Source organism: Paracoccus thiocyanatus, assembly GCF_900156255.1.
GTDB lineage: Bacteria > Pseudomonadota > Alphaproteobacteria > Rhodobacterales > Rhodobacteraceae > Paracoccus > Paracoccus thiocyanatus.
The window spans coordinates 22,853-35,527 of sequence record NZ_FTMK01000029.1; the positions used below are offsets into that span (position 1 = coordinate 22,853).

Here is a 12,675-nt window from a genome sequence, read left to right on the forward strand (position 1 = left end):
CCGGGGTGGGGGAGGACGACATGGCAAATGTTGCGGGCATTCCCGTCTACAAGGAGATGGGCGCGACGCCTGGACCTGGCAGCGCGCTGGACCGGGTGCGGGTGGCGATCGTCGGTGCGGGTCCGGTGGGCCTGGCGCTGGCGCTGGATCTGGGCCGGCGCGGGCATCCGGTGACGGTGTTGAACCGGCTGGACTTCGTGGCCCATTGCTCCAAGGCGATCTGCTTTTCCAAGCGTTCGCTGGACATTCTGGACCGGCTCGGCATCGGCGACGCGGTCGTCGAGAAGGGCGTGACATGGAATGTCGGCAAGGTCTTCCGTGGTGCGGGCGAAGATCCGGTCTATCGCTTCGACATGCTGCCGGTAAAGGACCAGAAACGTCCCGGATTCGTGAATGTCCAGCAGTACTATATCGAGGAATATCTGCTGGACGGCTGCCGCGCCCTGCCCAATGTCGATATCCGCTGGGGACACGCGGTGGACGCGGTCACGCCGCAGGGTGACGGCGTGGAACTGGCCGTCACGGCCGAAGGTGGCGGCTACAGGCTTCAGGCCGAATGGGTCGTTGCCTGCGATGGCGCGCGCTCGACCGTCCGCGACAGGCTGGGCCTCGACTTCGAAGGACGGGTGTTCGAGGATAACTTCCTGATCGCCGATATCCGCATGAAGCACGAGATGCCGGCCGAGCGCTGGTTCTGGTTCGATCCTCCGTTCAACCCCGGCCGGTCCGCGCTGATGCACAAGCAGCCTGACGATGTCTGGCGCCTGGACTTCCAGCTTGGCTGGAACATCGACCGCGAGGTCGCGACCCGCCCCGAAAACGTCGAGACCTTTATCCGGGCGATGCTGGGCGAAGGGATCGAGTTCGAGCGCGAGTGGTATTCTGTCTATACGTTCCAATGCCGGCGCATGGCGCGCTTTGTGCATGGCCGCGTCGTCTTTGCCGGGGACGCGGCGCATCTGGTTTCACCTTTTGGCGCCCGCGGGTGCAATGGCGGGTTTGCCGATGCCGACAACCTGGGCTGGAAGCTTGATCTGGTGCTGAACGGAAACGCGGATGAAAGCCTGATCGAGACATATAATCACGAAGCCGTCGCGACCGCGGACGAAAACATCCTGAACTCGACCCGCTCGACCGATTTCCTGACGCCCAAGTCGTCGGCAAGCCAGGCGCTGCGCGACGCGGTGCTGGAACTTGCCAAGGATCACGCCTTCGCGCGGCCTTTCGTCAATTCGGGACGGTTGTCGACCGCTGTCGCCTATGCCGACAGCCCGCTCTCCACGCCCGATGAGGATGCGTGGGACGGCGGCGTGGCGCCGGGGATGCCGGTGCTGGACGCCCCCTTTGGCAATGGCTGGCTGCTGGACGAGCTGGGGGACGGCTTCGTGCTGCTTGCCTGCGGCGAAACGCATGACCCGTTGCCGGATATGCGGCTGGTCGCGCTGGAGCCCGGCAGCCTGGCCGCGCAGCGCCTGGGACTGACGGCCGGGGCGGCGGTCCTGGTTCGTCCCGATCAATATGTCGCCGCGCGGTGGCGGCGGCCGACGCCCGCTGCAATCAGCGCCGCCCTGCGACGTGCCAAGGGAGAGATCCAATGCCAGCACTGACCCTGACGCCCAATCTTGGCGGGCATGACGACCTTTACGAGGCGCTGGTCCGTCTGCACGACGGGCTTAGCGACGAACAAAGTCTAAGGCTGTGGTCGCGGCTGGCGCTGATCCTGATGAATCATATCGGCGATCGCGACGTCCTGTTCGCCGCCATGGAGGCGGCGCGGCGAAGCTGAAGAACAGGGGGCGCGGGCATGTCTCAGCGCCCCTTGCAAAGCGCAAAGAGGGCGCCGCGCGACGATATGCCCAGCTTGTCATATGCGCGCTTGCGGTATGTAGAGACCGTTTCCGGCGACAGGTCGAGGTCGGCTGCGATCAGTTCCGCCTTCTTGCCCTCTAGCATCCCCAGGCAGACCTGCCGCTCGCGGGTGCTGAGCACATCCAGCGCCGGCGGCGGGGCAAGCCGGCTGATGCCATCATAGTGCATCAAGGCGATCTTCGCCAACAGCCCGGCAAGGGCTTCGTCCACCGGCTTGTCCTGATCCTGGCCAAAATAAAAATTGACGAACAGCCTTTTCCTGCTTCCGGCGGCCAGAAGCGCCAGTTTTCCGGCCAGCTTTGGCAGGTCGAAAAACCGCGCGCGATAGGCGGGTGGAAGCGAGGCCGCGTCGCTCATCCTGTGCATGCGCCGCTGGCCGCGCGGCAGGTTCATCAGTTCCGGCAGCAGGGGGTCCTTGCGGAACCATCCGTCAAGATATTCGCGCGCAAGCCGTTCGCCCAGATGCTCGCGGCAGAAGTTGCGGGAAAACAGACAAGCCGCGTGGTCGTCGGACAGGTCGAAGACCATCACCTGGCTGGCGTGGGTATGCTGTGCCAGATCCGCGAAACGCGGTGCGAAATCAGAGCCTCCGCAGGCGTCCAGGCACCTTTCGATGTGACCGATCATGCAAACCGGCTGCTGCTCATCCATCATTGCCTGCCCCCTGCGCGCATGGATCGGCTGTGCCACGCGCTTTTCGCCAGATCCTATAGCACCGCCGGCGGAAAATTGTCCTGCGGCCGCGGACATGATGAAGGAATGTCCCTTTGTTCAGGGGACAGACCCCCTGCCGGCATTGCCCTAGATGGCCATGATGCAATCCATGGGAAAGGGGGGAACATATGAGACCGGATGGACGCGGGGAAACAGAGTCGCTTTATTTCGACTATCCGTATTTCGAGCCGCCGCAACAGCGCGGCGAACTTGCAGAACCCACGCCTGTCGCCATCGTCGGCGCGGGTCCCGTCGGCTTGACGGCAGCGCTGCAACTGGCCAGCGAAGGCATCCGCTCGGTCGTGTTCGACAACAAGCCCACCTTTAACGATGGCAGCCGCGCGATCTGCATTTCCCGCTCTAGCCTCGCCATTCTCGACAGGTTGGGGGTGGCGGCGCCCTTTCTGGAAAAGTCCTTGGGATGGACCACGGGGCAATCGTTCTATCGCGGACAGAAGATTCTGGAATTCAAGATGCCGGACGGCGCGGACGAAAAGTTCCGCCCCATGTACAACCTGCAACAGCAGTATATCGAGGCGTTTCTGTGGCAGGCAGTCGCGGCCCATCCGCTGATCCAGACGCGCTGGCAAAGCGAGGTGGTCGGCATAGATCGCCCCGGAAAGATCGCCCTGCGGGTAAGCGATCCGGCTGGCAGCTACGAGATCAAGGCCGATTGGTGCCTTGCCTGCGACGGCGCGCGCAGCCCGATCCGCAAGATGCGGGGCAAGCGCCTGAAGGGCGAGAATTTTGAGGGCCGCTATGTCATCGCCGACATCCGGGCCGACATCGATTTCCCCACCATTCGCCGCGCGCTGTTCGATCCCGCCTGCCGCCCCGGCGGAACGGTCCTGATTCACCGCCAGCCGGACGATATCTGGCGTATCGACTATCAGCTTCGCGACGAAGAAAGCGAAGCCGATGCCGTTCTTGAACAGAACGTCCGCGCGAGCGTGCAGGCGGTGCTGGACGAGACGGGCTACAGCGGGACCTGGGACCTGGAATGGTGGAGCATCTATTCCGCAAACACATTGGCCCTTGACGATTATCGCGACGGGCGGGTGTTCTTCGTGGGGGACAGCGCGCATATCGTGCCGATCTTCGGCGTGCGGGGCCTGAACAACGGGCTGGCCGACGCCGTCAATATCGGCTGGAAGCTGGGCTGGGTGCTGCAAGGGCGTGCGGGTGAAGCGCTGCTGGACACCTATTCCCCCGAGCGTCGCGGCGCGACGCTGGATGTCTTTGCCAACGCCTCGAAAAGCGCGCGTTTCATGACGCCTTCCACGCATGGCTGGAGACTGATGCGTGACGCTGCTCTTTCGCTTGCCCTGCGGCATTCTTTCGCGGGCGAGTTTGCCAATCCGCGGCAGATGGTTCCCTACAGCTACACGGAAAGCGCCGCCGTTCGTTCCGATGCCGGCGGTTTGAAAGCCGGGCCGGCGCCCGGCGAGCATCTGCCCGAACTGCGACTGGGCGACGGCTTTTTGTCCGACCACCTGGGGCCGGGGTTCACGCTGCTGTGTTTCGACGCTGCTTTGGCGTCCGCGGTCGAGGCGCGGAATATCGAGGGCTTGTCCGCTTTTGCCCTGCCCGTTTCCTTGCAGGCTTCCGAAAGGATCGCGCACGAGCCCGGCGCGGCATATCTGGTGCGGCCCGATCTTTATGTCGCCGCGCGCTGGTCCAGGGCTACGCCGGACGAGGTCGCGTCAACATTTGCGGAACTGACATTCCGGAAAGGAAATCAGCTATGACATCGGCAGAAATGGAAGCCGTTTACGACGCCATGGCCCGGCAGATAGACAAGGCCGGGCCCGGCAAAAGCGAAGTTTTCCTGGCCAAGCTTGCGCTGCTTTTGGCGCAAAAGGCGGGCGACGTGCATCAGGTCCTGGATGCGGTTTCCGAAGCGGGCGAATCGCTTTGAACCTGTAACGGCTTCGGTCCGGTCGGCGGCATCTTTTCCGCCGGGTAACGCCGCCCTCGCGCATGACCTCCGCTAAGGATCGGCGCTTACTGGCCTTTCCGGCCGCCTTTGCCGCTGCGCCGAGGGGCTGGTGCCGAACTGCGCGCGAAAGCTGCGGCTGAAATGGCTGCGGCTGGCAAAGCCGGTCGCCTGGGCGATCTCGGCCAGCGGCAGGCCGGACTGGGTCAGCAGTTCCCTGGCCTTGTCCAGCCGCAGGCGGCGATAGAATTGCATCACGCTTTCGCCCAGTTGCGCCTGGGCCAGCCGCTCCAGGTGCCGCGGGGTCATGTCGCAAAGCTGGCCCAGGTCGTCCAGCCCCAGCGGGTCGGCGATATGGCTGGTCATCAGTTCGACCATGGCGACCAGCGCCGGATGGTGCAGGTCATATTTGCGGGCCGGATCAAGCTGTTGCGGCGCCTCGGCCTCGCGGATGCCGGTATGGATGAACCAGTCGCTGACCGCGCGGGCCAGCCCGGCGCCATGGGCCGAGGCGATCAGCGCGTGCATCATGTCCAGCGGCGCCATGCCCCCCGCGCAGGTAAAGCGGTCGCGGTCGATGACGAAAAGCCGCCTCTCGATCAGCGCGTCGGGCCAGGTTTCGCGCATGGCGTCAAGATGCTGCCAGTGGATGGTAAAGCGCCGCGCCGCCATCACCCCCGCCGCCGCCAGGATCGCGGCCCCGCCAGAGATGCCGCCAAGCGCCACTCCGCGCCGCGCCAGTCGCCGCACAAACGCCAGCACCCGCGGATCGCGCTGCGCCAGCGGCTCGCCCCCGGCCACCACGAACATGATATCCAGGTTTTCATCGGCATCGGCCAGCGGAACGGTATCGAACCCGCCGGCCACCGAACTGGGGCAAAAGCCCCCTTCGGTCGAGAGGAATTGCAATTCGTAAAGCGGTCGGCCGCCAAGCAGGTTCGCCGCGCGCAGCGGCTCGACCGCCGATGCGGTGGACATCAGCGCGTAGCCCGGCAGCAGCAGGAAACCATAACGGCGGGGACGGGAAACGGCGGGCATGCGATCCTCGGGGCTTTTGCCGGCAAACTGCCATCAATGTCTGAAACAGGCAACGCAATGTCCTTTCCGCGCGCATCGCCGCGGCTGATCCGTGTCAGGTTCGCATCGACGAAGGAGATTATCGCCATGCATTTCTCGGGCTTGCGGGTCATCAGAGAGGCGCTGACCGGACACAAGGGATGGAAGCCTCTATGGCGCAACCCGGAACCGCAGCCGGCCTATGACTATATCATTGTCGGCGGTGGCGGGCATGGCTTGGCGACGGCCTATTACCTGGCCAAGGCCTTTGGCCGGGCGCGCATCGCCGTGCTTGAAAAAAGCTGGCTCGGCTCGGGCAATGTCGGGCGCAACACCACGATCATCCGCTCGAACTACCTGCTGCCGGGCAACGAGCCCTTCTACGAATTCTCGATGAAGCTGTGGGAGGGGCTTGAGCAAGAGTTCAACTTTAACGCCATGGTCAGCCAGCGCGGCATCCTGAACCTGTGCCATACGGACGCGCAGCGCGACGCCTATCGCCGCCGCGGCAATGCCATGCTGCTGGCCGGGGCGGATGCGGAACTGCTGGACCGCGAAGGCGTGCGGGCCATGGCGCCGTTCCTGAATTTCGACAATGCCCGCTTCCCGATCAAGGGCGGGCTTTTGCAGCGCCGGGCCGGGACCGCGCGCCATGACGGCGTGGCGTGGGGCTATGCCCGCGGCGCCGACATGCAGGGCGTCGACCTGATCCAGAACTGCGAAGTCACCGGCTTGCGCATCAAGGCCGGCCGGGTCTGCGGGGTCGAGACGACGCGCGGCCCTATCGCCGCCGGCAAGGTCGGCGTGGCGGTGGCGGGCGCGTCCAGCCGGGTGATGGCCATGGCGGGAATGCGGCTGCCCATCGAAAGCCATGTCCTGCAAGCCTTTGTCACCGAGGGGCTGAAGCCCACCATTCCGGGGGTCATCACCTTCGGCGCCGGGCATTTCTATGTCAGCCAGTCCGACAAGGGCGGGCTGGTCTTTGGCGGCGACATCGACGGCTACAACTCTTACGCCCAACGCGGCAACCTGCCGGTGATCGAGGACGTGACCGAAGGCGGCATGGCGCTGATGCCGATGATCGGCCGGGCGCGGCTTTTGCGGGTCTGGGGCGGCGCCATCGACATGTCCATGGACGGCAGCCCGATCATCGACCGCACGCCCGTCGAGGGGCTCTATCTGAATGCGGGCTGGTGCTATGGCGGCTTCAAGGCGACGCCGGCCAGCGGCTATGCCTTTGCGCATCTGCTGGCCACCGGCCGCCCGCATGAAACCGCCGCCGCCTATCGGCTGGACCGCTTTGCGCGCGGCCATGTCATCGACGAAAAGGGCGTGGGCGCCCAACCGAACCTGCATTGAGGCTGCCATGCTGATCCCCCATCCCCTTCTTGGCCTGCGCGACGCTCAGGAATTCACCTATCTGGGCGATGCCGCGCTGCTGAACCGCCCCGACGGCATGGCCGAGGGCGCCGAGGCCGCCTTTGCCGAATATGTCTATCTGCGCGACAATCCGGCCGGCCTGCATCGCGAACTGTGGTTCCACGAACAGGGCGACCGCTCCTGGCTGGTCGTGACCCGCGACACCACCACGCACCAGATCCTGGGCGCCGAACTGGCGCGCGACGTCAAGCTGAAAGGCGGTGCCGCATGACCCGCCTGGCCGGAGGGCTGATCGACCGCGCCCGCAACCTGAACTTCACCTTTGACGGCCGGACCTATGCCGGGCACCCCGGCGACACGCTGGCTTCGGCGCTGATGGCGAACGGGGTGCGGCTGGTGGGCCGCAGCTTCAAGTATCACCGGCCGCGCGGCGTCTTTTCCGCCGGCTCCGAAGAGCCGAACGCGCTGGTGGAACTGCGCAGCGGCGCCCGCAAAGAGCCGAATACCCGCGCCACCATGGCCGAGCTTTACGACGGGCTGGAAGCCGCCAGCCAGAACCATGTCGGGCCGCTGGGCTTTGACCTGCTGGCGGTGAACGACCTGTTTTCGCCCTTCTTTGCGGCGGGCTTCTATTACAAGACCTTCATGTGGCCGCGTGCCTTTTGGGAAAAGCTTTACGAGCCCGCGATCCGGCGGGCGGCGGGCTTGGGCAGCCTGTCGATGCAGCCCGACCCCGATACCTATGACAAGCGGTTCCTGCATTGCGACCTGCTGGTCATCGGCGGCGGCGCGGCGGGGCTTTCGGCGGCGCTGACCGCCGCACGGGCCGGGGCGCGCGTCATCCTGGCCGACGAGGATTTCTGCCTGGGCGGCCGGCTGCTGGCGGAATCCCACCTGCTGGACGATGCCCCCGCGACCGAATGGGTGGCGCGCGTCCAGGCCGAGCTTGCGGCGCTGCCCAATGTCCGCATCCTGCCCCGCACCACGGTATTCGGCGCCTTCGACCACGGCGTCTATGGCGCGGTCGAGCGGGTGGCGGATCACCTGCCCCAGCCGGGGGCGCAGGTGCGCCAGACGCTGTGGCGGATCACCGCCCGCGGCGCGGTGCTGGCCGCCGGCGCGATCGAGCGGCATATCCCGTTCCAGAACAACGACCGCCCCGGCATCATGCTGGCCGGTGCCATGCGGGCCTATGCCAACCGCTGGGCCGCCAGCCCGGCCAGGCGGGTGGCGATCTTTACCAACAATGACGACGGCCACCGCACGGCGCTGGACCTTGCCGCCAAGGGGGTCGAAATCGCGGCGGTGATCGACCCGCGCGAAGGCGTGCGAACGCAGGGCGATTACCCGGTGATCGCGGGCCTGGTCGAAAATGCGAAAGGCCGCCTTGGTCTGACGGCGATCAAGGTCGCGGCAAGGGGCGGCAGCCAATGGATCGACTGCGATGCGCTTGGCGTCTCGGGCGGGTGGAACCCGAATGTGCATCTTTCGTCGCATCATCGCGGCCGCCCGGTCTGGGATGCGGCGCTGCAAGCCTTTCTGCCGGCCAAGGATGGCCCGCCCGGCCTGGTCTGCGCCGGCGCGGTCGCGGGACAGGGCGGCACCGCCGCCGCCCTGCGCTCGGGCGCGGATGCGGCTGTCGTGGCGCTGGCGGATCTGGGCATCACGGCCCATGCCCCCGACCTGCCGCGGGCCGAGGATGCGGCGCAAAACCTGCACCCGCTTTGGCATGTGCCGGGCAAGGGCCGCGCCTGGGTCGATTTCCAGAACGACGTGACCGTCAAGGACATCACCCTGGCGCATCAGGAAAACATGCGCCCGGTCGAGCATCTGAAACGCTGGACCACGCTGGGCATGGCGACCGACCAGGGCAAGACCGCGAATGTCACCGCGCTGGCGGTCATGTCCGAACTGACCGGCAAGCCTATCCCGGAAACCGGCACCACGATCTTTCGCCCGCCCTATAGCGGCGTGTCGCTGTCGGTGCTGGGCGGTGGCGATACGGGGCCGCATTTCCGTCCGCGCCGCCTGACGCCCACGCATGAATGGGCGCGCGCCCAGGGCGCGGTCTTTGTCGAGGCGGGCCCCTGGATGCGGGCGCAATACTTCCCCCGGCCGGGCGAGACGACCTGGCGCGAAACCGTGGACCGCGAGGTGCTGGCCACCCGCAAGGGCGTCGGCATCTGCGACGTGACCACGCTGGGCAAGGTCGACGTGCAGGGCCCCGATGCCGGAGAGTTCCTGGACCGGATCTATGCCAATGCCATGAAAAGCCTGCGGGTCGGGATGGTCCGCTATGGGCTGATGCTGCGCGAGGATGGCACGGCCTGGGACGACGGCACCTGCGCCCGGCTTGGGGATGCGCATTACGTCGTCACGACGACCACCGCCAATGCCGGGCCGGTTTACCGCCATATGGAGTTCTGCCGCCAGTGCCTGTGGCCAGAGTTGGACGTGCAGCTGATCTCGACCACCGACGCTTGGGCGCAGATCGCGGTCGCCGGTCCCAATGCGCGCCGGCTGCTGGAACGCATCGTGGATGGGTTTGACCTTTCCAACGGGGCGTTTCCGTTCATGGCCTGCGCGGAACTGACGGTCTGCGGCGGCCTGCGGGCGCGGCTGTTCCGCATTAGCTTTTCGGGCGAGCTGGCCTATGAGATCGCGGTGCCCGCCCGCTATGGCCAGGCGCTGGCCGAGCGGCTGATGGAACAGGGCGCCGATCTGGGCGCGACCCCCTATGGCACCGAGGCGCTGGGGGTGATGCGCATCGAAAAGGGCCATGCCGCGGGCAACGAACTGAACGGCCAGACCACGGCGCAGATGCTGGGGCTGGGCCGGATGGTCAGCACCAGGAAGGACGCGATCGGCGCGGTGATGTCCCGGCGCGAAGGGCTGGCGGCCGAGCGTCGCGTGCTGGTGGGGCTGCAACCCGTGGATGCCGCCGATCCGGTGGTGGCGGGGGCGCATCTCTTCGCCGAAGGCGCGCCGCAGGACACCAGTTCCGACCAGGGCTGGATCAGCTCGGCCTGCTTCTCGCCCCATGTCGGCTCGGCCATCGGGCTGGGCTTCCTGATGGATGGCGCCGCCCGCATGGGCGAGGTGGTGGTCGGCGCCAACCCGCTCCAGGGCCAAACCGTGCGGCTGCGCGTGGTCCCGGCCCATTTCATCGACCCCGAAGGAGAACGTCTTCGTGACTGACCCCAGGCCAATCTGCGCCCTTGGCGCCGCCGCCCCGCAAACCTGTCGGATCGGTGCCGTGACCTTGACCGAAAATGCGGATCTGGGCCTTGCCTCGCTGGCCCTGCGCCGCGGGGCCGCGGTGCCGCAGATCGGGGTTGCGCTGCCGGGACCCGGCGGCTGGGCCGAGGGGTCCGGCATCGCTGCCTTCTGGACCGGACCGGAACAGTGGATGGTCGAATTTCCCGGCCGCGCGGCCGCGGATGTGGCAGGTGAACTGATCGCGGCGGCGCCCGGCTGCTCGATCACCGAACAGACCGACGGCTTCGTCGCCTTCGAGATCACCGCGTCCGAGCCGCAATTGCTGGCGCTGCTGTCCAGGCTGGTGAATATTGACCCCGCCCGGCTTGGCCCAGGCACGGCCACCCGGACCGGCTTTCACCACATGAGCGTCTTTGTCATTCGCCGTGCCGCCGACCGGCTGGCGCTGATCGGGATGCGATCCGCCGCAGGCACGATCTGGCACGCGCTGGTCGAGGCGGCGCAGCGGCAGGAGGTGCCGGCATGACGGCCGACCGGATCGACGGCAAGTCATTTTCTGCGGTTCTTCGGGGTCGGGTTTCGGCTGCTGTCGGGCGCCTGGCTGCCGAGCGCGGGGTGGCGCCGGGCCTGGCGGTGGTTCTGGTGGGCGAGGATCCGGCCAGCCAGGTCTATGTCCGCAACAAGGGCATCCAGACCCGCGACGCCGGCATGAACTCGTGGGAGCATCGGTTGCCGGCCAGCACGGCGCAGGCCGAGTTGATGGCGCTGATCGGGCGGCTGAATGCCGACCCGGCCGTGCATGGCATCCTGGTGCAGCTGCCGCTGCCCGGGCATATGGACGCGGGCGCGGTGATCGACGCCATCGACCCGGCGAAGGACGTGGACGGGTTCCATGTCCTGAACGTGGGCCGCCTGGGGACCGGGCAGAAGGCGATGGTGCCCTGCACGCCCTTGGGCTGCCTGCTGCTGCTCAAGGAGCAGCTCGGCGATCTGTCGGGGCTGGACGCGGTGGTGGTGGGGCGCTCCAACATCGTCGGCAAGCCGATGGCGCAATTGCTGCTGGCCGAGAACTGCACCGTGACCGTGGCGCATTCGCGGACCCGCGACCTGGCCGAACATTGCCGGCGCGCCGACATCCTGGTCGCGGCGGTGGGCCGGCCGGGGATGATCCGGGGCGACTGGATCAAGCCCGGCGCCACGGTGATCGACGTGGGCATCAACCGCATCGAGGAGGCGGGCCGGGCGCGGCTGGTCGGCGACGTGGATTTCGAGGGCGCGGTGCAGGTCGCGGGCGCCATCACCCCGGTGCCGGGGGGCGTGGGGCCGATGACCATCGCCTGCCTGCTGGCCAATACCCTGACCGCCTGCTGCCGGGCACAGGGCTGGCCCGAGCCTGATTTCGCCAAGACGGGGGGCTGACCGCCTGACAGCGCGGCCGGGGCCGGGGGCGCTTCGCCCCCCGGACCCCCCGAGGATATTTGCACACGGAAGAAACCAGGGCCTTGGCCCTTTCAAGGGAGAGCCAGATGAAGAAATACACACTGACAGTCGCCTGCCCCTCGACCCGCGGCATCGTCGCCACCGTGGCCGGCTTCCTGGCCGAGCATGGCTGCAACATCACCGATTCCAGCCAGTTCGACGATACCGAGACCGGGCGCTTCTTCATGCGGGTCAGCTTCGTCTCCGAAGAGGGCGTGGGGCTGGAGGCGCTGCGCGAGGGGCTGGCCGGGCCGGCCCGGCCCTTCGGCATGGATTACGCCATCCATGACGAGGCCGAGAAGATGAAGGTGGTGATCATGGTCAGCCGCTTTGGCCATTGCCTGAACGACCTTCTGTATCGCTGGCGCATCGGGGCGCTGCCGATCGACATCGTGGCGGTGATCAGCAATCACATGGACTACCAGAAGGTGGTGGTGAACCACGACCTTCCCTTTCACTGCATCAAGGTGAGCAAGGAAAACAAGGCCGAGGCCGAGGCGCAGCTGATGGCGGTGGTCGCGGAATCGGGGGCCGAGCTGGTGGTGCTGGCGCGCTACATGCAGGTGCTGTCGGATGCGCTGTGCAAGAAGATGTCGGGACGTATCATCAACATCCACCATTCCTTCCTGCCGAGCTTCAAGGGCGCCAACCCCTACAAGCAGGCCTTCGAGCGCGGGGTGAAGCTGATCGGCGCGACCAGCCATTACGTGACCGCGGACCTGGACGAGGGCCCGATCATCGAGCAGGACATCATCCGGGTGACGCATGCGCAATCGCCCGAGGACTATGTCAGCCTTGGCCGGGACGTGGAAAGCCAGGTGCTGGCCCGCGCCATCCACGCCCATATCCACCGCCGGGTGTTCCTGAACGGCAACAAGACCGTGGTCTTCCCGGCCTCGCCCGGCAGCCATGCCTCCGAGCGCATGGGCTGAGCCGCACCGGACTGCCCCGGTTCTTGCGTGGAAAAATATCCCCGCCGGAGGCCGGCAACGCCGAAGGCCGGGGAAATTGGGCCAAGAAGG

General features: G+C 66.6%; 12 protein-coding genes. 10 read left to right on the forward strand and 2 right to left on the reverse strand.

The genetic code is table 11. The features are described 5' to 3' along the window. Window positions 1-20: 20 nt before the first annotated feature. Window positions 21-1,607: an FAD-dependent oxidoreductase gene (locus F3H32_RS15615; RefSeq protein ID WP_149766631.1), complete on the forward strand. Its 1,587-nt coding sequence runs from the start codon at window positions 21-23 to the stop codon at window positions 1,605-1,607. After that, window positions 1,595-1,786 (forward strand): DUF2783 domain-containing protein, encoded by a 192-nt coding sequence (locus F3H32_RS15620; RefSeq protein ID WP_149766632.1) that lies wholly within the window; start codon window positions 1,595-1,597, stop codon window positions 1,784-1,786. The genes F3H32_RS15615 and F3H32_RS15620 overlap by 13 nt, the downstream gene beginning before the upstream one ends. 23 nt (window positions 1,787-1,809) lie before the next feature. Here F3H32_RS15620 and F3H32_RS15625 read toward each other — a convergent pair whose 3' ends face one another. Continuing rightward, window positions 1,810-2,496, reverse strand: coding sequence for a helix-turn-helix transcriptional regulator (locus F3H32_RS15625; protein WP_188128684.1), 687 nt, complete (start codon window positions 2,494-2,496; stop codon window positions 1,810-1,812). 215 nt (window positions 2,497-2,711) lie between these two features. On the opposite strand from F3H32_RS15625, the gene F3H32_RS15630 reads away from it, so the two are divergent. Both F3H32_RS15630 and F3H32_RS15635 read left to right on the forward strand, forming a co-directional pair. Beyond that, a complete protein-coding gene (locus tag F3H32_RS15630) occupies window positions 2,712-4,331 on the forward strand; it encodes an FAD-dependent monooxygenase (protein WP_149766634.1) in 1,620 nt (539 codons plus the stop codon). Continuing rightward, entirely contained in the window at window positions 4,328-4,501 is a 174-nt protein-coding gene (locus F3H32_RS15635) for a DUF2783 domain-containing protein (protein WP_149766635.1), read from the forward strand. Before F3H32_RS15630 ends, F3H32_RS15635 begins: the two co-directional genes overlap by 4 nt. A gap of 72 nt (window positions 4,502-4,573) precedes the next feature. Here the strand turns inward: F3H32_RS15635 and F3H32_RS15640 are convergent, their stop codons facing one another. Continuing rightward, window positions 4,574-5,557, reverse strand: a complete 984-nt coding sequence (locus tag F3H32_RS15640; RefSeq protein WP_223191494.1) for a GlxA family transcriptional regulator — start codon at window positions 5,555-5,557, stop codon at window positions 4,574-4,576. A 126-nt stretch (window positions 5,558-5,683) separates the two neighbouring features. On the opposite strand from F3H32_RS15640, the gene F3H32_RS15645 reads away from it, so the two are divergent. The 6 genes from F3H32_RS15645 (at window position 5,684) to purU (ending at window position 12,585) form a co-directional block, all read left to right on the forward strand. Further along, window positions 5,684-6,934 carry a sarcosine oxidase subunit beta family protein gene (locus F3H32_RS15645; RefSeq protein ID WP_149766636.1) on the forward strand — a complete coding sequence of 417 codons (1,251 nt, stop codon included), beginning with the start codon at window positions 5,684-5,686 and terminating at the stop codon, window positions 6,932-6,934. 7 nt (window positions 6,935-6,941) lie between these two features. Further along, window positions 6,942-7,226, forward strand: a complete 285-nt coding sequence (locus F3H32_RS15650; RefSeq protein ID WP_115756139.1) for a sarcosine oxidase subunit delta — start codon at window positions 6,942-6,944, stop codon at window positions 7,224-7,226. Next, window positions 7,223-10,153, forward strand: coding sequence for a sarcosine oxidase subunit alpha family protein (locus F3H32_RS15655; RefSeq protein WP_149766637.1), 2,931 nt, complete (start codon window positions 7,223-7,225; stop codon window positions 10,151-10,153). The genes F3H32_RS15650 and F3H32_RS15655 overlap by 4 nt, the downstream gene beginning before the upstream one ends. Before the next feature lie 58 nt (window positions 10,154-10,211). Further along, window positions 10,212-10,700, forward strand: coding sequence for a sarcosine oxidase subunit gamma (locus tag F3H32_RS15660; RefSeq protein ID WP_316702826.1), 489 nt, complete (start codon window positions 10,212-10,214; stop codon window positions 10,698-10,700). Continuing rightward, on the forward strand, window positions 10,697-11,593 hold the full coding sequence (gene folD, locus F3H32_RS15665) for a bifunctional methylenetetrahydrofolate dehydrogenase/methenyltetrahydrofolate cyclohydrolase FolD (RefSeq protein WP_149766639.1): 897 nt from the start codon (window positions 10,697-10,699) through the stop codon (window positions 11,591-11,593). The genes F3H32_RS15660 and folD overlap by 4 nt, the downstream gene beginning before the upstream one ends. Window positions 11,594-11,700: 107 nt before the next feature. Beyond that, window positions 11,701-12,585 carry a formyltetrahydrofolate deformylase gene (purU, locus tag F3H32_RS15670; RefSeq protein WP_149766640.1) on the forward strand — a complete coding sequence of 295 codons (885 nt, stop codon included), beginning with the start codon at window positions 11,701-11,703 and terminating at the stop codon, window positions 12,583-12,585. Window positions 12,586-12,675 lie beyond the last annotated feature (90 nt).